We start from the raw sequence: 25,101 nt of genomic DNA on the forward strand, positions 1-25,101 counted from the left end.
GTTAGCGATCCACATCTGACATTACAAAATCAATACTACCCAAATAGACAATTAAGTCAGAAACTAAGCTACCATTGATTACCGAAGGAATTTGTTGTAAATGTGCATAACTGGGCGTACGAATACGAGTACGGTAACTCATGGTACCTCCATCACTGGTCAGGTAATAACTATTAACTCCTTTAGTTGCTTCAATCATCTGGAATGATTCGTTGGCAGGCATAATTGGTCCCCAAGATACTTGAAGGAAATGGTTAATAAGAGTCTCAATATGCTGCAATGTTCGTTCTTTGGGTGGCGGTGTAGTCAACGGATGATCGGCTTTAAAAGGTCCTTCTGGCATATTCTTTAAACATTGCTGAAGAATACAAAGACTTTGACGTATCTCTTCAACTTTAATCATCACACGGTCATAACAGTCACCGTTCTGGGCAATAGGAATGTCAAATTCAAAATTTTCATAACCAGAATATGGACGCCATTTACGTACATCAAAATCAATCCCGGTTGCGCGTAAACCTGCACCTGTCACACCCCAAGCTAATGCTGCTTCTTTAGTATAAGAAGCTACGCCGCTTGAACGTCCTTTTAATATAGAATTTTTAAGCGCTATAGTCACATAAGATTCTACTCGTTTGGGTAACCAATTTAATAATTCGTGCAGTAGTGTATCCCAACCACGTGGTAGGTCATGTGCAACTCCACCAATACGGAACCAAGCCGGATGCATACGACAGCCAGTAATACCTTCAATGACGTTATAGATTTTTTGGCGGTCAGTAAAAGCCAGGAATACAGGTGTCATCGCTCCTACATCTTGTATATACGTACTGATATACAAAAGATGACTATTAATACGGAATAATTCAGAAAGCATAATGCGAATCGTTTTGACACGATCTGGTACTTCAATACCAGCTAGTTTTTCAACTGCTAAGATGTATGGCATCTCATTTACACACCCACCGAGATATTCGATTCGGTCAGTGTAAGGAATATAGGTATGCCATGATTGACGTTCGCCCATTTTTTCAGCACCACGATGGTGATAACCGATATCAGGAACGCAGTTCACTATCTCTTCACCATCGAGTTGTAACACAATACGGAAAGCGCCATGTGATGATGGATGGTTAGGACCTAAGTTAAGAAACATAAAATCTTCATTTTCTTTTTTACGTGCCATACCCCATTCTTCTGGTTTAAAAGTAAGAGCCTCCATGTCTAGATCTTGTTTTTGTTTTGTCAGTTTAAATGGGTCACATTCAGTTGCGCGTGCTGGGTAGTCTTTACGCAGTGGATGACCCTCCCAGTCTATAGGCATGAGTAAACGACGTAAATTTGGATGACCTTGAAAAGTAATTCCGAACATATCCCATACTTCACGTTCATGCCAGTTGGCATTTGGGAATAGCAATACCATAGATGGTATATTGAGGTCTTTTTCGTTTAACGCAACCTTCAACATGATATCGCGATTACGATCAAGAGAAATTAGGTGATAAAAAACACAAAAATCTGCTTTTGGTAAACCTTGTGTATGAATTCTATGGCGCTCATCAACTCCATGTAAATCAAATAGCATGATATATGGTTTGGATAGTGATTTTAAAAAAATTACGATTTCTAATAATTGTGCCCGTCTTATCCAGATCACCGGCATACCAGTACGTGTTTCTTGAACAGAAAAGTCATCAGGATTAAATTGATTACGAAGTTCTAAGAGTACAGGATCATTTAAGTGATCTTGCGTTTGCCATTCAGACAATTTATTCACGTATGCTATCTGATCTGTCATAATTCTTTACCATAATGCTTGGTCAGTTTTATTATTTCGCAACACATTGTTCTGTTACGCTGTGTGGCTTTTAAGCCTTAAATTTCGTCTGGAGTACGTAGATTTTTTATTGCGATGCGTTCACCGTACTTTCTTGTTTTTTCTGATTGCATCTTAGGACGATACGCCCCTTGATCACCGATGCTCCATAAGAGAGGAAGACGCTCCTTACTAATAGATTCCTGTAATAGCAATAGTGCTTGTATATAAGCTTCAGGACGTGGTGGGCATCCTGGAATGTAAACATCTACAGGAAGAAATTTATCTACACCTTGTACAACTGAATAAATATCATACATACCACCGGAGTTGGCACATGCACCCATGGAAATAACCCATTTAGGTTCTAGCATCTGATCATAAAGTCGTTGAATAACAGGGGCCATTTTAATAAAGCAGGTTCCGGCGATTACCATCAAGTCCGCTTGACGAGGTGATGTACGCAGTACTTCTGATCCAAAACGGGCTACGTCATGAACTGATGTGAATGACGTAACCATTTCTACATAGCAACATGAGAGACCAAAGTTAAATGGCCAGAGAGAGTTTTTGCGTCCCCAGTTAACCACGTTATGTAATGTATGGGAAAGCTTCCCCATATAGACATTGTTTTTAACTTGCTGCTCAAGTGGATCGTCAACGATTTCTTGAGTTTGTAGAGGGTAATGGTCTTTTTTTCCGTGTGGATCTATGCGGGTGAGTGTATAATTCATTGTATAATTCCTCACTTTTTTTTATTACGAATAACGATTCCTAATTTTAATAATTTCACTAGGACCTTTAACTACGCTATGTGAACCGATAGGCGTCCAGCTTAATGCACCAATTCGGTTCAGATAAAAAAGCCCTGATAATAATACCAGAATAAAAATAGCTGCTTCGATCAAACCTAAAAAACCCACCTCACGCACGGAGATTGCCCATGCGAATAGAAATATAGATTCAACATCAAAAATAACAAAAAACATAGCTACCATGTAGAATTTAGCTGATAAGCGAAGGTGTGCGCTTCCTACAGAATTAATACCGGATTCATAAGGGACGTGTTTTGTTCTTGCTTTGGCTCGGCCGCCAAGGAAATAGCTAATGAGCAATATAACGAAACAAAAAGCAATGATACCGATAATGAATATTGCAAAACCCCAATTATGGGCTAAAGCTAGTGTAGATGTAGACATATTTATTAATCACTCATTACAGATAGCGCGTAAATCTGTTCTTATTTAATATTTAATTAGTCTGAATATTATAATTACTTAATTAGTCAAAAAGCAAAACGTAAATGGTCACTACGCTTAAAATAACTCAAGACCTGTAGTTGATTTGTCCTGTCTTTGACTAGTTACTGAGTTTTAGTGAAGCGCATTAACTATATTTGTACATTTTATTAATATGAAAAATAATAATGAAAAATAAAACTTACATTTATAAAACAGCTAAAACATATTAACATGACAATGCACTAACTAGTTTCACTCGTTATGAACTTTTACTACGTCATTGTTTCAGAAAAACCACTGATGTACTAGATGAAAATTATTTTTTTATTTGATTTACTATACAGTATTTTTGAAAAACCTTTCAGAGTTTTTATGAGATAGTTTATATGAACACTAAAAAATTATACACACATTTCAAATATTATTATTTCATATTTTCTATCAGAATTATACACGCTTTCAATAATGACAAAAGTTAAAAAAATTTCAATAGATTGAGTTTTTATTGCTTAAAATTCTTAATCACAAAAGACTCAGAGAAAATAAAGTGGTTTAAGTTGTTTTTGTACTATTATCTATTCTTCCTATTTATTTCTACTGGAGCATGTTACCGTAATTTTTTTAGAAAAAATTCTGTATATTATTCTTTTAAATTTTTAAAAAGAAAAATTGATATAAAGAGATCTAAGTCTGTTAAATTATCTGTTAAAATGTTGTTAGAAAAATTTGTATAGTAGTTTTACTATGCGAAGAACTATTGTCGTAATGATTATAAAATATAAAGTATTTCAGAACATACGTACGCATCATAAAAAATATAATTCCATTGAAAAGGTTTGCAGTATTAGATGAATATATTATGATAAATAATGTTAAATGTTTACTTTATTTAAGTATAATAAAATAGGGGTCTTTCAAGGATCAAACAAATAACTGCACAATTTTAACTTGTATAAAAATCGCTTATATGTATACAGTATATATTAGCGGATAGCGATATATATAAGTAAAAATTTTTTTAGATAAAAGGTATATATAATATACTAAACATCATCATTAAGACGGTGCAATGTAATAGACCAAATACTTTCAATATAATCAATATGATAAGCGTAAGAATATATTAAGATGCTTAGAAAAACGCTTTCAATGTTGAAAAAATAATAAAATGTATTTCAATAGTATATTTATTCATTGAGATTGTGTAGTTTTTTATTTTTTTTGAAGAAAAATCAATGCTAAAAATCACTTTTATATAAATTTATATCACTGTGATCATTTCACGGTTAATCTTTTTTCTTTTATGGTTGATTGACTGAGTGGTAAAATTTGTCGCATTCAACAAAATTATTGTGATTATCACGGTTTTTTATTTAGTGTTAGTTATTATATCAGTAGAATTTTGAGTATATAAGTAAGTAAATTTTTTTTGAAATCTAACAATACCTAAAAAATTGAGTTAAAAGTAAAATTATTTTATCAAAATGTTACACGTTATTAAATAAGAAAACCAAAATTTAAATATAAAAATTAATATAATTATTAAAAACATAATTTTATCAATTAGTTGATTAAGGTATGTTAATCGTTACTTATATTCAATAGTTAATATTGTTCAACAATAATTAAAGTAAGCTGTTAAGTACTTGTATGACTCTAATGATCGAAATTATTAAATTATATTAATATAGTCCATTAAGCGTTAATAATCATATTATTCAATGAATATATTTACCTTTTTATTATCGGTTAAATAAAAAGATGTATCTTTACTCGGTTAGCAGAACTATTATTTTCTGAGCATTCTCATTGAAATAATATTAATCTTTACTATTATTTTAGCTATCATTTTACACTTCAAAGCATTTTCAAACTGAATACTTAATAATTAATAATCTGCAACATTATTGCACCTTACAAGGTAATAAAGTGCTTAAGAATTTTTTCTAGTAGTTAGAAAGATACCAAGTCATTATAATATTTTTCTGAGCGATTTTTAACTATACCTAACATATAATTAATGTAATAGTTTATTGTCATAAGATTTCTTATTGGTAGTAAAGTTTTTAGTATACTAATCTAAAAAAATACTGCAATCTTTTTTAAATCAAACCATATGAAGAATTTAAGTGTTTACTAAGAGTAATAGTAATTTCATTAAACTACATATATTTTAGCCAGAGTATGAGTAAAAGTATTTTATGTATTTGAATAACAATGTAATTTCTTGAGTATGTTTTTATATTATTTTGTATATATTATCAAAGATGTTTTTTACAAAAATAGCGATTACGATTGTTTTAATTTAATAATAATTTTATAGCATGAAATGTAATAACAATTAAAATATTGTATTATTTTTTTGTTAAAAATAAACGTTTAATTTCTCTCAAAACTAAAAAATATTCTTTATAAGAAATATTATTATGTTAGAATATTAGAACTTAATGAAAATTTAATTGATTATAGATGTTTTATTATTGAATATAATAGTTTATTTAAGGAGATATTAAAGTTATTTATAAAATTGTACAATTTAAATTGTAAATTTTATATAATAGTTTTTTAAAATATTATAAGAGTTGGCTTCTTCCTAACCTGTATTGTTATTAAAAATGATTTTTACTTATCTAAATTGTTTATATAAATTTACAACACTTTTTTTATCTTTATAATATTAAAATAAAGATTTTTAGAAAAATGCTGAATATCTCTCACTCTAGAAGATATTTTAAATATTTTTATTACGCGCATCTTTATATGAAATTATTCAAATAATATAGAGTTAACAGCTAAACTTTAAAGATGAAATAGTAAAATAAAAGCATTGTATTCACACGAGAGTAGCACAAAAGTAGGTCATTGATCTGTTAGATACGTTTGTTATCTATTATATTAAGTAATGAAAGATATTTAAATTAATCAACTATATAAAACACTATTTTAGTGATTATTAATGCTGTGCGTTATAAACTTTGTCATTGGATACAAACTAAAACGTTAAAAATATTTTAGATAAAAGATAATACTAATAATCTTCATTATATATCATCTCTCTTTTTTTTAGTTCTTTCATATAAATAAAAGAATCGGTTGATGATGAATCATAAAAATATTTTAAGTGTGATACGTAGTTTTATTTCGTATTTTGAAAGTACAATATACTATAGATTAAGTTTTATACTGGTAATATCAGTTGTTTCTCGATCATTATAAAATATGTGATATCTTGTGAATTAGTATTATGAATAGGTGTTGTATTGGTTTAAAATTTCATTTGAAATTTATTTAATATTCTCAATACATTTAATAGCATTTTTATCATTAATCTTATTTTAATTACTTATTTTCACAATAAAACATTTATTATTTTTTATAGAAAATAATAAATGTTTTATTGTTATATGCGATACCTTATTTTTGAAATTAATATTAATGAAATAAATTCTTTATCATCTTTAAACAAGATTTCACACCACTCATAACTCTATAATTTATTTTATATTGTTTAGTAAGTTCACTGGTTAACTTTTAAAAACATTATTTTTTGTCGTTATTTAAAATATGTTTAAAAAATATTTTGTAATATATAAGTGCTTACCTAGCTTTGTTAAAAGATTTATTAAATTATATTTGAGTTACGTTATTTATTTTATTCGAAAGTATGATTATACAGAATAACACATTAACACTTCTATATATTTTCAGAAATAAAAGTGAACAGTATTTATTTTACATATAAAAATCTATTTCACGCAGTAATTTTTTATTTTTGCTAAAATGTTTGAAATATTCAATATTTTCAGAAAGAATATTACTCTAGTGTTAATAATAATTTTTTCTTTATAAGATACGTTCTATATTAAAAAAATAATTTTAATTTCTTATATTATTGTTCGTCTAAAGAACACAATACTAGATACATGTGTTCTTATTTTGACTATTTAACTACTGTTTGTCGTGTATCAATATACGAAAGTCAATTTAATATACTGTACTAATGCTCCTGAATATAATTAAACGCATTTTATATAGAGTTTATTTAGTTTGTCTTAACAATACAAATAATTATTGCTGGATTTGTTACCTCATCACGAGAGTTTAAATGACTCTTGAAAATTTTTAATGTTTATAGACTTAGAATTGAAATAATATTAAAAATACTCAATTTATCATCTTTTATTATTTTAATGATAATACTAAATTTAAGATATATACGCTATCCGAAAATGCTGAACCCCTATAATCAATGTCTATGAACGCATATTTAATGTATATAAGCAATTTTCGGGTATTAGAGGTAATGAAGTTGTTTTTATGATATCTGTCAGTCTTAATTTTAATTATCATTGGTAAAGTGTTAGTATCTATTTAATGTACTATTCGATAGTGAAAAATTTTGACTAATATTATAGATTATTGCATAACAATGCTGAGCTTTGTTGTGAGTGATTTATCTTTGAAAAATTTTAAAAATAATATATGGTACTGTTTGAGAAAATTTATTCATAATTATGTTTGACTAAAAATCGATGATGCAGATAGGTAATAGTAAAAAACGTACTTTAGAGAGATTAAATTATTAAGATCTTTTAGTGTTTTTAAAGCAAAAAAATAATGTATTGAATATTGCTAGATTAATATTATTATTTTAATGTTTGTTATTAAGAAATCATCAAACAATTATTCAGTATGAAAATATTTTCAATCGAATCCTAACATTATTAACGTGTTTTGCTCAATATATTAAGCATGGGCATGTCTGCTAGCTGGATTATAAATTGTAAATATGACGACTTAAATTAAAGTGTTTAATTTGAGTTTTACCGTATTTATTAATGTTATTTTTATTTTTAATAGTATATTTTAAAGATATAAAAGTTTATACAGTATATACTAATCATGTATTATTTAAAATAAATGTTTACGATGTCCTGTTAACCTACTGTATTTTATTCATAAAGACTAATTGCATAAAAATTTTTTGTTCTTAATAATATTAAACATATTTAGAACACATTGTCATCTGTGTTTTTATATAATTAATATTCAACATCTAGTAAACGTAAAAATTGTTATTTTCGTTTATAATATTCAGATGAATATTCTGTATTTCTACTGGCTTTTATATCACTACAACTTTAGACGTAACTGATTTTTATAGACAAAGAAGTTACTTTATAGGTTGATATACCACACTCAATCTGCATTCTCAGATATATCCAAGTTTTATTGATGGAATAAATTTTTTTATCTCTTGCAAAAGTACAATGAACGTATTTGAGCGTAACTAAATCATGTGTAGTTATTATAAGTACTGTACTAATGTAAGTTTGTAGGATTATTTTGCATAATGTTCAATATGTGTGCATTGATCACCATACTAAGTCAATTTTATAATGATTTAACATTGATTAGATAAACATACTTTTCTTCATGCGTAGTTCAATATTAAAAGCAGGACAATATTAAGTAATAAGATTTAATCAGTAGGAGAGTAAAATATCAATAATATCGTCAGATACACTGATTTTAAATACGTTTTAACATCTTGATAAGGTAAGGATGTTGTTGCATCTTTATTTGCATAAAGAAGTTTTCTTGTATCACTTAATTCTTGAAAATCATATCAAGTAAGTAATTGATTGAGGCTATTGAGGAGAAAATCACTTGTGACCTATAATTAATTTCAAACGATTAATTTATTCATTAATAGTGCGAACTGAATTTAGTATATCATCAAGACTGCAGAAAAATGTATACAGATTGACTATAGTAATAAAAGTGCACAGAAAATCTAAATTTAGATTTATTATAAGATAATCAAAATGAATCATCATTGATTTTCTATTATATAATGTTATAACACTTAGTGCTTCTTGATTCCGTTTTGTAATGAGCTTGCCTAATTATTGAAATAATTTATTATATATGCGTATTGTATTTAGATTTATATTTATTATGTTTACTGTCGAGTTCAAAATATCTTACTGAGATTGTATTTAATGGAAGATAGATGAAATTTTTTCAAAAACCGTTTAAATAACTTTTATTTAAAGATAGTCTAAACAAATTTCTAGATAATAAAGTATTGAATTTAATTAAAATTATTTTAACATAAATCTTTAAAAATAAAAAACTATTATATTTATATTCAATTATATTTCAATTTGTTAGATGATAATTTCTTATTTTTTTAAGATGTTTCAATAAAAAAATTAATGTTTTTAACAAAAACAATGTTTAACGTATTAATACAAAAAAAGCTGATGTATTGATTCTTGTGATTAATTTGCTCTAAGTTAAACTAATTTGCGTATTAATAATTTGCATTAAAAAAATAATATTGAAATCTTTATTAATAAATTGAGTTGTTGTATTAAGAATTACTATTAGTAACAGTATAGGCTAAAATAGTTTCAACATTCTCTGCACTTAAAAATCTTTTTATAATTTTAAGATATTTTTAATCATACTTTTATTTATATTATTTAAATAAAATTTTTATTATTAATAATTAGTTAAAAAGATTTAGTACATTGAAGCCTGGCTACTTAATAGCTGTAGTTTTACAGTTTTTTTAGAACTCAGTATATGCTAAATGTTTTATACACAGTTGTATGCGTTAAAATAAGTGTTAGTGAGATTTGTCTCAGTAATATTCAGGACATTAACGCTACTATCATGCTCATTAATGTATTCAATTGTTTAAAATATAAATGTTTTAGTAAAATTCTTTATTACAGTAAAATCTTACAATCAAAAAAATATTATATTAGATATTTATACATTTTCTGCGAAATTACCTATATAATAAATAACTATTATTATAGGTCAGATATTATTAAATAAATAATAAATTTGTATCTTTAATAAAATTACTAAGTATATCGAAGCTCAATATATTGTATAGTTTTCAACTAAATCTTAAGTATTTTCTCGTTAATAAGTACATTACATTATATGGAAATTTTTTAAATTCAGAAGTATGGTAAAAGGTATTTAAAGATTTTTTAGATTTGTTAATGCAGTCTTTTGTATTTTGCTAATTAATATAAATAATGAATAGGCTATAGGAATGTTACTGTACGCTGATTTAGCGTTATTTTAAAAAACAGTGAATAATTTTCTTCGAGTTTTAATTTTGTTAACATTTTATTACAATGCATAAAGGTTACTACTTCGATATCATTTTGAACAACGCAATGGTTACCGTAATTTGTTTTGTAGTGTGTGAAATACTTGCTAAGTTTTAATATTTTTAGTAGATATTATGATACCTTCAAATAAAATACATGCTATTCACTGGATAATAATTAGTAATTAAGTAAGTTTGGTGATCGCTGAATTTCTTGATACTTGTCTAATCAATAAGAAATAAAGTTTTATATATGTAATTACTCTTCATATAAATTTTCTATCAGTTTTTTAACGCTAGTTACAAAAATCTTTTACTGATAATTTTTTTAAAAGTTTTACATAGTAATCCCTACTGCTTTTTTGAGAAAAAGTACTAGGGATTACTATCCTAAAAATCACTTTTAGTGAATATCGTAAATACTAAACATTATGCATCTGTAGACTACTCTAAGTGTTTTTATTTTAGTTTTTAGTAATAAGCATTGAATGTGTAAAATATGCATCAACTTACATTATTATTTTGATATTTTAGTATATCGATATTATATATAAAAATTATTACATTTAAAATAGATGATATTTTTATTTAATTAATTCTAATACACAAACAGAATTTATTTTTATTCACAATAAATAGGATGAATATTTAAAAATCATTCTTGAATTCTATTTAATATTATCATGATAATTTGAATTATGATATTAATTTTAAATTACCTGTTAAATAATAATATAATAAAACTATCTATACTCAACATAATGTTATGATCTATGTTGAATTATAAATGAATAATTAAAAATATGTTTTTATATAAAAATATTAATTAATTATATTTGATATATATATTCAAATACTGTTATATTATTAATATTTAATTAAGTGAAATGAATTAAAATAATAAATTTATTATATATATTTCTTTTATTTATTATTTAATATATATAAAGTATTTTAAAACATTTATACTTAACTAATAATTTATCTTAACATATATTTTAAGTATTTTATTTTTGATATGTATTAATATTATTAATTTTAATTAATTTTATTTATATTAATAATAGTAATATGTTATACTTAACCATGTAAGTTGTTTTCATGTTATAATAATTATAAAAAATTTAATAAATCTATAGATAAATACACAGTTTTATTATTTGTTTTTAAAACATTGTTATTATTTTTTAAAAATTAAATCAGATATATTTTTACTAGTTTTATTAAAATTATTTTTTAAATTTATGAGGTTATATGAGTTATTTTTTTGCCCATCTTGCCAGAATGAAACTAATTAATCGCTGGCCTTTGATGCGTAATGTACGTATTGAAAATGTTTCAGAACATAGTTTACAAGTTGCTATGATTGCTCACGCACTTGCAATTATTAAAAACCGAAAATTTAGTGGTAATGTCAATCCTGAACGTATTGCATTATTAGCGATATATCATGATGCTAGCGAGGTTATTACTGGAGATTTACCCACACCAATCAAATACCATAATTCACAAATAGCGCATGAATATAAAAAAATTGAGCAGTTTGCTCAGAAAAAATTATTAGATATGTTGCCTGAAGAGTTACTGGAGGATTTTAAACAGCTGGTTATGAATTCTTTGCAGAATAATAAAGAATATGAAATAATTAAACAAGCAGATTCGCTATGTGCTTATTTAAAATGTCTAGAAGAGTTATCGGCTGGAAATAATGAATTTAAATTAGCCAAAAAACGTCTTGAAAAAACTCTCTCTGACAGCGACAGTTTAGAAATAAGCTATTTTATGGAAAATTTTGTTTCCGGATTTAAACTTTCATTGGATGAAATTAGTAATTAATTATTAACTACTATCATCGTAGGAGTGATTAATCATTCCTACGATTAGTACATTAATTGAATGTATTGTACTTTTATCATAAAATAGCATGCAAAATATATATTTTTATATATATCAGCATCCATACTGAGAATTACACTATTTTATTATTCATGTTATTATTAATAATTTAATTATATTAAATGATATGAATAATTTTTAATATATAGGAAGATCTTAAAATTATTAAAATCATAATTAAAATATTATATTTCTAATTTACTTCGAATGAATTCTATGAATATTATTAATATAATAAAAAAATACAATATAAATTTTGTATTACATATTGATGTTGAATAATTAATTTTAAAAATTACTTATGCTTTATTAAAATTAGCAGTAATATATATTATATTATACTATAAAATATATATATTATTTAATTGATAATAAAATTTAAAATTATTTAATAATATTTTATTCATTATAATATACTGAACTACATTTTTATCATTAATTATTATATTAATATATAACAAAATAGTAATTTTAATTAAAAATTTTTAATATTATTATAAAATCATTTTTGAGTATCACTTTATTATCAATGAGATATAAACTTATATTTTACATATTTTTTATTAACTTTAACTAAAAAGTAAAATTATCATATTAGAAAATTTTATCAAAATAAATATAAATTTACTATAAGTATAGTAGCATTGATTTTATCAATAAGATTTAAAAAGGAAATAAGATAGGTATGATAAGTACGCTAATAAGCATTACAATCATTGTAAATGGCACACCTATTTTTACAAAATCACTAAACTTATAATTACCGGGAGTAAGAACTAAAGTATTTACCGGCGATGAAATGGGCGTCATAAATGCCGATGACGCAGCGATACCTACTATCATAGCAAAAGGTAATGGCGATAACGACATATGGTTAGCTGCTGAAATTGCGATAGGGGCCATTAGTACGGCCGTTACTGTATTTGAGATAAATAAGCCAATCGATGCACAAAGTATAAAAAGACATAACAACATTATGCGTGGTTCCATATTACCAGCAATATTCATTAAAAAATTCACCGCTAATGATATCCCTCCTGTTTTTTGTAAGGCTAATGAAAATGGCATCATTCCAACAATCAAAATAATACTTGGCCAGTGAATTGCCTTGTAAGCGCTGTCCAGATTAATACAGCGAAATTTCCCCATTAATAAACAAGAGATTAGCGCCGAAATAAAGTTAGGGATTTCGTTGTTTACCATCATAACAATCATAAGAAAAAGACACAGTAATGCCTGAGGAGCTTGAGAAGATGCGGGTGTAACAGATTCAAATTCTTCTGCTATATTTAAAATAATAAAGTTATGGGTTTTTGTCGATAACATTTGAATAAGTTTCCAACAACCAATTACCAGCAAAATATCACCGAGTCTCAAAGGTTGATCAATGAGTTTATTTTCAAGAATTTTCCCATTACGTCGAATCCCTACAACGTTTAAGTCGTAACAAGTACGAAACTTGATATTACGTAAACTTTTACCTTCTACATCAGAGTCTGGGTTTATTAACACTTCTGCCATGCCTATATAACGAGAATGCGCAGAAAAGTAGTGACCACCTAAAATCATTGGTTTTAACTTTTGTTCAAAGTAGAATAATTTTAATTGATGATCGCTAACGCTAATATCAATGAACAAAATATCTTGTTCTTTTAATTCTATTCCTCCAGTTGCACTGATCATTACACGACGAAATTTACGCCAACGCTCAATCCCTACTACGTTAGCTTTGTAACGTGAATGCAAACGCGCTTTATTAAGGGAAATACCAATTAACGGAGAACCTTTTTGAATTTTTAAGCGGTGAGCATTGCCGGTTAATTTATAATCTTTAATTAAATCACAGAAAGTTCGTTGATAACGTATTGCTAATTTATCTAATTTATTTCTTTTTAAGTAGCGGCCTGTAATCAACATATACACAATACCAGCCAATAAAATAGTAATACCAATCGGAGTAATTGAGAAAAATTGAAAACCTGTTATGCCTTTTCTAACCAGCTCACTATTGATGATCATGTTAGGAGGTGTTGCAACTAACGTCATCATACCACTAATTAAACCAACAAACCCTAATGGCATCATGAAACGACTAGGAGAAATATTCATACGTTTAGAAATACTGAGCACAACAGGAATAAAGATTGCTACCACTCCTGTTGAACTCATAAAAGAACCAAGGAGAGAAACTGTAAGCATTAGGAACACTAACATTTTCTTTTCACTACTACCAGCAATCTTAAATAGAAAATTACCCACTTGAAGGGCAATTCCAGTACGTACTAAACCATCACCAATTACAAACAATGCTGCTATTAATAAAACATTAGAATCCGAAAAACCAGATATTGCTTCTTCTAATGTTAAAGTATCACTTAAAACAAATGTTACTATAACAAGTAGTGCAACTACATCCATACGAATTTTATTTGTAGTAAACAATACCATTGAAACTAGAAGCAGGCTTAATACCCATAGAAATTCTCCGTTCAAAATATGCCCTTTTAAAAAATTATATTTAACTCTTTTTTCGTTAAACATGGTTATGAAACGTTTCTTTGATGAGATCGTAGGAAAATTTTAATAGCAATACACTAATTATACTTTGTTTTTAGTGAAATATGTCAATAATTTGACAACTACTTTTTATACTATATATAATATTATAACCTATTCTTATTTTTTTCAAGTGTAATGATTTTCATATGTCCTATTAAAATAAAAACCTAAAATAATAATATGAGTGAATCTGTATTGAGAAATAAATACTTATTGATTAATCAGATAAGAAATAAAAAATAAATGTTATTTAATTATCAATATTTACTCAGATTATAGTTCTTATTTTATTTAAAGGTGTTACTGTCTGTAATTGAAATAGTAATACTGAATGTATACTTTTACTATACCTAGAAAAATTCATTAACAGTGTGTGTTTTTTCTTTATGATTATAGTGAAATTAGTGACTTCTACTAATGATACAACCTGAATAACGTTAAATGACAGAGAATGACTTATAATTTATTTATAAATAAGAGCATATTACTATATAATAAGATTATTATATCAAATTTACTCTTTAGAGTATTATATTTAATTATATTGAGTTTTTCCAACGAAAAACTAAAAAAAACTAACTGCATTTTATCTTATATTCATTTTTCACCTCATTAGAGTAATGTATTTTTGTTTCTTTTATATAGAGTGCGAAAAATTGATGAAGAGTATTCATTAATCTGTTATAGATATACTGAAAATCGACTCACGCAGTGAGTCCTGATTTATCTTATTCAATTCATATTTCAATAAAATCTTACTTATCTTTTAAGATACTAATAGTTTTATCTACAATATTATTTACTTAGAATAATCGTTCAATGCTATAAAATACTGAAAGGTAATATGTTTATTGTGTCAAATATCAGCACGTATATTTTAGCTATTATATCTTTAAAAATTTAACGATTAACATTCATGTTTAATTTTAATTTTACAATCTGTAATCTCTACTGAATACCAAGTTATCAGTTTTATTAAAAGCGCCTTACGTAAGTTGTTAATTATTTAATTCGCAATGGCTAGAACTAATTATTTATCTTACCTATAGCTAACTAAGCATTTACAATCATCTTACTAAATAGAATATGTATATTTTTATAATTATTGAAAAATTAGATATTTTTAGTTTTTTTATGTGACATTAATTCCTACTACTATTTCTAGTATTTATTTAGAAAATTACTCAAATAAATAAAAAAAATGATCTTAATGTGTCTTCTGAGAAAATTGAATCAGAAATTTACTAGAGTTAGATTGAGTAATATCGTTAAGCAGTAATTTTCAATTTACTTTCAAACCTATTCAATATAGCTTCTGAATAAAAAAATAATTATACCATATTAATAAATTACAAATTAGTACTCACATATTTTTGATAATGTTTTTGAAGCTAGATCATTTAACATGTGAGTAATACATTATAGAATGCAATTTTTCCAAGAGAATTTTTGTAATTTTTCTAGGATCATTCTTATTGCACTATGCAATAATGTGAGTATTGGCTTACAATGTATCTTTTCTACTAGAATGGTATAACCATTATATCATAATTTATATTCTTAAAGCTTTCAATATCAATCATTACAAAAAAATGTTAGTTATGTTTAAAAAATAATCTTGACACAAAACGTGTAAGTACGTTTTAACATTTTCTAGAAGAAGTGAGTTTATTTTAATAGATTTTTTGCAAGATTTTGCAAGAGCAATCTCTAATACTTTTTTAAAAACATTACTAGCTGAGTAATATTATTTACTAATATTTTTCTATGGATATATTATCAATAAACAGAATATCTTAGACATAAATGACTTACAGAGAGAGTGTAAGTCATTGGCGCTTTTTGTCACTGCTAAAAATTTCTCTCATTATGAGAGAATATTAAAAAAATTATGCTTTTAAAGATGATAAATATCATTTTAAATAAATATTAAAAAATATTTGTGAATATTAAGATCTATAAAAATAAGATATTTATAACAGGTACTGCTAAAAATTTAAGTAACATACTACTATCATAGAATATGATAATAATAATCTTGTTAATTTATCATTGTGACCATTGTATATTAAAATATAGACATGCTCTGAATATGTTGGTATATAGAGCTTTAATATATTTTATTAATAAATGAATGAGAACGAAATGATTATTAAAAACTTAATGATTTTTAATAAAGAAGTGTGATCCATGACTTGACTCTTAAAGCTTACAGCTGGTTGTTCAACCTAGCATAGAAGTTTTTTATTGACTTATCAATATGATAAAAGATATAGTTGTACAAATACATAGCAAAGAGAAAAGAACTTTATCATCATGCTAGTTCAAATAGTGAACACAATTTCTCATGTTAAAGATACTGAAAATATTCTATTAGATAATTATTCTATTTTCTTTTTATTATTATCACTAAAGATAAAGGTTCCTAAAAATTCACTGATACTACATAAAGTAAATATTTAAAAGTCTTGATAAGATTTTAATATTATTGTATGAAGGTTTCATACGTTTTCTATATTGTTAATTTTATAAATAATTAAAAAGTTTTTCTAAATGGGTGCCTATGTTTTTTTAGCCGGTTTATTAATGGAAGACATTTATAACACGTGATGACATATACTTTGTTGAATACACATTCATGTTTTTTTGAGACATAGACAGTGATCATTTTAGCATTTAAATTCTTATTATATTAATTATAATGAATAATAATTTTAGTCCTTAAAAAGGATTTAATTGACTTACTTAGAGATGGAAGAACTTTAATATTTATTGAAGATGCTTATTATCACTTTAATATAAAAAATAAAAAATACTGTAATAAAAATAAATTAGAAATTTTAATTATTAAGTCTGTAATGCCAATTTTTTTAATTATGAATTGTAAACTAATTATATCATCTACATGAGAGTCTGGTATATTGTACTTTTAATTGTATTATCAATAAATTAAAATAGCGTTCATTGTTTGATTACGTTCATTTAGTATTTCAATTTTATCACTTCAATTTTATAGTTTTTAAAAAATAATGATAATCTAAAGAAATAAGATTTTATTATTTTCATTCATTGTATAATAAAAAATCAATTTATTAATATACTGAAATTTAGTATCTTGATACATATGCTTCAAGTATTAAGTAGTTACAATAGTTTATAGTATAAGATGTTATGCCATCGTAATTAATTATCTGTAAAATTTTTTACTTGTTTCAATTAGATTTTACTTTATCTCGTAATTACTTTATTGATCAAAATGTTACGTTATTTATAATGATGATGAATATGAAAATTTTTTGAATTATAGATTGATACATTCTGAAAACAGTTAGTGACGTTATATCATGTAGTAACAAATAAGAACTACACTGTATGTGAGTCAAAAATTACTTGACTAAAATAATTTTATTAATTATTAATATTTGTTTATGGTCTCACATAACACTAAAAAAAATTGCAGAATTAGACACACTAAGTGATTCAAAAGTATAAATAAATAACTTTTTATAAAAATATGATTATTATCAATATTTTAATACGCTTTTAATATTATTAAAAAATAAAAAATTAACTTTTGAAATTTAACGGATTAGATAATGAACAAGTTGCAGTTTCAAAATTCATATTGTCTCTAAAAGAGATAACGAAAAGAGTAATATTTTTCTGTTTTAGTTCTATTAATAGGGTCTGTTAAATTACAATAGCAGCTATAAATATTTTATATTACGCTATTTGTATTTATATTTTTGATAATTAATTTTAGAAATTTATATTTTAAATTAAAATATTTATATATCATAGTAACCGTATTTAATTTAGCACTTTTATATGAGTTGTAATTGTTACATGAACTTTACTTCTTTGTGGTTTTTTGGTTAGCGTAACCATAATAGTAAGTTAAAAATTCATCATATTTACTATAAGACTTTCAATGTAACTAACGATTATGATTTTATTTAAAATTTTAACTATTGTATTTTCCCTATAAGAGTACTACAGAAAAATGCATTAATTATTATATTTTATCTTCTTACTTGTAATACCACTCCAATCCCTTGCAATATCATGAATTTTAGAATAAAATTCATTCTATATTTTAGTCGAAAGCTAGGGTGTATTATAATATTATTTTTAATGAAAAATATTTCACATACATCAGAATACATTTTGACTTTTTTTTAAAAAAAAGTTATAACGCATAATGGTAGTGCTGAGTTAGTGTGTTCTTGATATATATTATCTCTTTGTCTAAAAGTGTTAGATTTAACTAATTACTTCTTGCATTTTATATTAAATTTTATTCAAATGTGCATTATTTTTAGCCAAAGTATTTTAAAATGATTATTTTCCATACAATCATTAAAAATCTATTACCTGATCAAGATCAGGCAATATATACTGAAAGCCTTTTTTTTCGATAGATTACATGACGATAAAGTTTCTCTAATGAAATGTTATCATGTCTTTTCCTTATTTTAACCTCTATTTATGACCGATTGATGAACTTTAAAAAAGTAAAAGATGATAGATATCATTGAGTATATTCAAATAACGATTAAAATTTTTAAAAAAATCTTAAGTGTTATTTAATTTACCATCATCAGAATGAAAAAATTTTAATATGATGCTTTAACTTACAGTACTATATTGGGTATATTATATTTACAAATATATAACTAATAGTAGTCACTGAAGGTACTTGTTTACATATAACAGTGTGCATTAGTAAAATTATTTAACATAGAGGTAATATAATGTTAAAAAATGTTGTTATGTCTTTCTTGATTTCTTAATTAGAACTTTAAATGTTCTGCAAATACAATCATTGCAATTCCTGTTGGTAACTGCACTCTGACACCATCTTTTGAAATGTTTAGTACAGATACGTCTAATATACTTTTACCAATTTTCACTTTTAATATTTGGCCGATCTGTAATGTAGAGATATCAGTAACTGATTCTAATTTTTGTTCTGTATTTAGAGCTTTGCTATCATTACAGTGAGTATATTTAATAGATGCATGCTGTAGTCGTTCTTTATTTTTTAACTGGTTATGGTGTGAAAAATTTTCTTTTGTTATTCTAAAACTATGGGTACTTGCATAATCTCTGCTTTTTTTAATAGGTTGTTTTTTTTCTTTTTTCTCTATATGTTGTGCTTGAACTCTAGATTTTGCATTTATTAATCGTTCTCGTGCATGGATAACATGTTTTTTTTCTAATACACTGCAAACATTACCATGTAAATCGATGCGTTTAGCACCTTCTTTTACACTATAAAGATAACGCCAACTAGATGTATACATGCGCAAAGCAGAACGTAATTGCGTTTTGCTAATACCGTCTTTCTCTGATAAACATTCTACAATATCTTGAAAAATTCCGATTTTTAAAGGACGTGTTTCACCTTCCACGATAAAACAGCGTGGAAAACGTTCAGACAATAAAATAATAATATTTTTATTAGTATTCAACTTAGGTTGATTTTCCATGAAATTTCCTGATAACAACAAGTTTTTAACCAGCATGGAATGAACAAGGTAACATTATAATAGCGTTTTAGAACATTATTATGTGTCTGCTCACTTCACTTACTAATATTTAATAATTATTTTAAAATAATCATCACTTTAATCAAATCGATTGAAGTTTGGGTACTAACATTTTAGGCATCTAAATTTAGCTAATTAGTTTTAAAGTAAGTATACTGTAGAATAATTTTCAACATCTATGATAAATAATATGATTAGAAAATATAAATATCATTAGCATGTTGTGTTTTATTGTAGTTATACATTATTCCGAAACACTTTCACTGAAAGGTATTATAAGAGATTCCGTCTGTCTTTAAAAAACCAAGAAGAAATATTGATTTTCTTTTAAGTAAAACAAACTAGAGAATACCTTTTAATGTTTACACAATAAAGCTCTTATATTTTTTTAAAACTGACAATTAAATTCTATTTCCCTGAAAGTAATATAGATAGATTATCTCATTCTTAATAAGCATACTTATTTATTCATACATTTTCTTGTGCGAATTAAATAATGTAATAAATTAAATATTTTATTTATATATAAATAATAAAGTTATTATTACGTTGTAATTTTTAAAATGAAATTAGATGAGTAAGTAAAATAATATGTGTATAATTTATAATTATAAATCATATTAACATAATTGTATAATACTTTTCTAATATAATTTCAAATTATTTATTCGCTATATAATATTCAAAAATGTAAGATTTATTTTTTCTATTCTATCTGGCTTAGCGATAACATTTTTGAGTGCGAAATATTTATTTGATTTTTATAATTATTGTTGTAGTTGCACTAATTACATTTTGAGCATTATCATTTTCTATATATTGAATAATTACTTAAATTAATGATACTATAGATGATGGTATTCAATTAATAAATTAACGATGTACATTTTTTTAAAAGACTAAGATTATTTTTGTTTATTTTTAGCGTTATATAATTATTCATTTTCATTATTTATCTTTACATTGATTATAATGTATTAGATTAAATTTATATTCGTTATATCAAATTGTATCAGTCTATTTTAGACTGTACTAAATAAAATAAAATAAAAATACTTGTGTAATAAACTAACGGTTAATACTCTTCAATATATCTCATTGGTTAGCTAATATCTAGTGACATTTTTTGAAAAACAAATATTAGTTTTGTATAAAAAATCTTAAAAATGATATTAACAGTATACATTATATTACATTATCTACACTTCATAAAACTGTATATCAAATATAAAATATATATAATTTACAATGTTTTGTACTTATTACTACCGTCTATTGATATATTCTTTGTTCATGTAAGTGCTGTATTGTATGAATTAAAAATTATCAAGATATTTTTGGTTTGTGATATTGTTTATCAATATTGATATTTTAAAAATAAACTTTAAGTATCTGAATGAATATGTCGTTTAATTCTGAAAATTTTTTATTAAAATTATGGTTTTTCAAGCTTTATATCTGTATTATATTATAATACAGATATGAGATTTTGAATATTACTTTAAGAAGTATCATAATACTTATTTTGAAAAACTGATTCTAGTGCATTGAATTTTGTTTTAATGTTTTTAAAATTCAAAAATAGTCATAAGCACAACTTTCTCTGGTAAAATTAACAAGGAAGGATCGGCTCTCTTTTCAATTGATTTTAGGATACAAAGCAGTATACAAAAATTTCATATACATAGCTTTCTAGAAGTGGTATGCGATTTAGTTACTAAGTGATCAAAGTTTAATATATTAAAATATTTTTGAATTGATATTCTTGCTACTGTAAGATGTACGTATTTCGATAAGAAATATAAAATTATTACGTTTAAAATAAATTTTCAGTCAATGCTAAACCCTCTGTGTTTCTTCTAAAAAAGCTACTGATTTTCTAAAAAAATCATTCACATTATTGAGAGTATAAATAATTTATAATTTATATTTTGCATAGTTAATATCACTATGACAAAAGAATGTGATAAACATGATAGTACACTGAAAATAGAAAAACATGTCACTTAATAAATTATAACATTATATCTCTATTTGAATAAAGTGTCTGATTGTAAAACACTGCGATATATTAGCGCATTATTTTAAACCTGCCGCATCACGTAAAACTACTGCTTTATCTGTTTTTTCCCATGGGAATTCAGTGCGACCAAAATGACCATATGATGCAGTTTTTTGATAGATTGGATGTTGTAAATCTAACATTTTTATTAAACCATATGGGCGTAGGTCAAAAAATTCACGCACTAATAACACTAATTTCTCTTCTGTAATTTTACCTGTACCAAATGTTTCTATCATGATAGAAGTAGGATTAGCAATACCAATTGCATATGAAACTTGAATTTCACAACGGTCAGCAAGACCAGCTGAAACAATATTTTTTGCAACGTAACGTGCAGCATAAGCTGCAGAACGATCAACTTTTGATGGATCTTTACCAGAGAATGCTCCACCACCGTGACGAGCCATTCCACCATAGGTATCAACAATAATTTTACGTCCAGTTAATCCACAATCTCCCATTGGTCCGCCTATTACAAACCGACCTGTTGGGTTTATAAAGTATTTTGTTGTTGAAGATAACCATAAAGGAGGTAATACTGGCTTGATAATTTCTTCCATTACTGCTTCATGCAATTCTTTTTGAGTAATTGTTTCAGAGTGCTGAGTTGACAAGACAATAGTATCAATACCGATAATTTTATTATCGTTATACTGAAAAGTCACTTGACTTTTGGCATCCGGACGTAGCCAAGGTAGAATATGATTTTTACGAACTTCTGCTTGGCGTTGTACTAGACGATGTGCAAAAATAATAGGGGCTGGCATAAGAACATCAGTTTCATTTGTTGCATAACCAAACATAATACCTTGATCGCCAGCACCTTGTTCTAGCGGATCTTTACGATAGACACCTTGATTGATATCCGGTGATTGCTGACTTAATGCACTTAATACTGCGCATGAGTTAGAATCAAAACCCATCTCTGAACTAGTATAACCAATCTTACTAACTGTTTTACGTGTAATTTCTTCAATGTCTACCCAAGCATTGGTGCTAATTTCTCCTCCGACTATTACCATACCTGTTTTAACATATGTCTCACAGGCAACAAGAGCTTTTGGATCTTGTTTAAGAATGGCATCAAGTACTGCATCAGAGATTTGGTCAGCAATTTTATCTGAATGCCCTTCCGATACAGATTCAGAAGTAAAAAAATGTGTAACCATGAGATTAATACCTTAGGATTTGAAGATTGTAATTAAATATTTTAATAATTAGATTAATACTTAAACCTAAAAAGTGCTACTTATTTATTCATAAGTTCAAATCAAAAAACTTTAATAAGTAAAATTAATATTATTTTTGATAAACCAAAACACATTTTTTTAATTTTTATTTAATAGATGTGTAGATTAAATTTTTATCATAAAAGATGTGTTATAATGTTTGTTATATACTAAAATGCATAACAAATAAATTTGTTATTCATTAACAATATTAATAGCTATTAAATTTTTATACGTGACTATGCTATTTTTATAAAAATAAAACTTCTTCGAATAGTATTATTCAAAATAAACTTAATTAAAAGTTAGAAATAGTAAATTTTTATATTATATATAAATGAAGTTAGATTGCATCATCTATTCAATAACAAGCATTAACAGTTAGCTTTTAATAATCAGGTATTACTATTTTACTTTAATTTCGAAATTTTATTGAGATTTTTTTAGAATATAACGATTTTACACTATTGCTTAAAATTAAAAGTATAAAATAGTAATGTCAGTTAAAAAACATATATATCATAAATTGAATTTTTCCTCAAAAAAAAATGAAAATATAAAATATTTTTTAAAATCGATATATTTTGATGTTTTATGCATTAGTGTATATTTTAAAAATAGTTATTAATGAGATAGACTACTTAAAAATTCTCAGTGATAGAAAATTTACTATTACTATTTTTAATTTTAAAAACAAAAACATAAGAAATAGAGTTAAATTTCCTACAGCAGTAATTGTTAAAAAAGTAAGAACTATCTTCGATAATAGTGATCAGAATATTCATATCACTTCTTCATCATTATTATAAATAATTTTAATAACATGAATGACTTACACGGTTAAGAGTATTATATAGATCGCTACACTTTTTAACATCCAAAGGAATATTATGCGAGAATCTCAACGTTGTTGACTCTATCAAACTATTAGTAATAATGGATAACTTTATAGACAGAAAAGCATATATTATTCAATAAAAGCGATACAAGAAAAATATTTTAGATAATATATATCATCACTTTTAATAAAAAACTCAAAAAGTTAATAATGTAACGCGTATGAAGTTAGTTGATATAAAATTTTTAAAAATAATTGGAAAGTAAAAACATTAAAATAATAATCTTAAGTATACTAATTTAGTATGTATCATTTTTAGTATTTAAAATACTAAATAACTTGCAAGCAAACTGTATGTATTTTTACGCTGCAAAATTGATTATTATAATAACGTAGCAATCTTATGAAGATGATCTTAATTTAAGAATAATAATTTTATTGAAATCTACATTTCTTTTTTATGATAATAAACTACACAATAAGCTCATTTAAATTTGAGTGCTTTAACTCAAATCGTTTTGTGAGATAATAAAGATTGTATATATACTATAACAAAATATATTCATTATATGAACTAAATAAATTATTACAAATTCACAGCTAAATAGACATTAAAAAACAAAGAAATTAGATACATTAATTATGGCGGTGAAAGAGGGATTCGAACCCTCGATACGTTCACACGTATACACACTTTCCAAGTGTGCTCCTTCAGCCTCTCGGACACTTCACCGTATCCTTCTGCATAGTTACTGAAATAAAAAATA

General features: G+C 25.3%; 7 protein-coding genes and 1 tRNA gene. 1 reads left to right on the forward strand and 7 read right to left on the reverse strand.

Translation table 11 applies throughout. From position 1 onward, the window contains the following. Position 1: 1 nt before the first annotated feature. The 3 genes from nuoC to ndhC form a co-directional block, all read right to left on the reverse strand. Entirely contained in the window at positions 2-1,798 is a 1,797-nt protein-coding gene (nuoC, locus tag GFV14_RS01910; protein ID WP_457914651.1) for an NADH-quinone oxidoreductase subunit C/D, read from the reverse strand. 77 nt (positions 1,799-1,875) lie between these two features. Continuing rightward, positions 1,876-2,550, reverse strand: a complete 675-nt coding sequence (locus GFV14_RS01915) for a NuoB/complex I 20 kDa subunit family protein (RefSeq protein WP_457914652.1) — start codon at positions 2,548-2,550, stop codon at positions 1,876-1,878. A 24-nt stretch (positions 2,551-2,574) separates the two neighbouring features. Then, entirely contained in the window at positions 2,575-3,021 is a 447-nt protein-coding gene (gene ndhC, locus GFV14_RS01920) for an NADH-quinone oxidoreductase subunit A (protein WP_457914674.1), read from the reverse strand. A gap of 8,428 nt (positions 3,022-11,449) precedes the next feature. Here ndhC and yfbR point away from each other — a divergent pair. Further along, positions 11,450-12,031: a 5'-deoxynucleotidase gene (gene yfbR, locus GFV14_RS01925; protein WP_457914005.1), complete on the forward strand. Its 582-nt coding sequence runs from the start codon at positions 11,450-11,452 to the stop codon at positions 12,029-12,031. Positions 12,032-12,754: 723 nt separating this feature from the next. On the opposite strand, the gene GFV14_RS01930 is transcribed toward yfbR, so the two are convergent. The 4 genes from GFV14_RS01930 to GFV14_RS01945 form a co-directional block, all read right to left on the reverse strand. Beyond that, a complete protein-coding gene (locus tag GFV14_RS01930; protein ID WP_457914006.1) occupies positions 12,755-14,584 on the reverse strand; it encodes an SLC13 family permease in 1,830 nt (609 codons plus the stop codon). Positions 14,585-19,443: 4,859 nt separating this feature from the next. Next, on the reverse strand, positions 19,444-20,142 hold the full coding sequence (gene proQ / locus GFV14_RS01935) for an RNA chaperone ProQ (RefSeq protein WP_457914007.1): 699 nt from the start codon (positions 20,140-20,142) through the stop codon (positions 19,444-19,446). Between the two features lie 2,139 nt (positions 20,143-22,281). Then, a complete protein-coding gene (metK, locus tag GFV14_RS01940) occupies positions 22,282-23,436 on the reverse strand; it encodes a methionine adenosyltransferase (RefSeq protein ID WP_457914008.1) in 1,155 nt (384 codons plus the stop codon). A 1,541-nt stretch (positions 23,437-24,977) separates the two neighbouring features. Beyond that, positions 24,978-25,067, reverse strand: a tRNA-Ser gene (locus GFV14_RS01945). Positions 25,068-25,101: the final 34 nt, after the last annotated feature.

It is taken from the genome of Candidatus Hartigia pinicola (genome assembly GCA_020541205.1).
GTDB lineage: Bacteria > Pseudomonadota > Gammaproteobacteria > Enterobacterales > Enterobacteriaceae > Hartigia > Hartigia pinicola.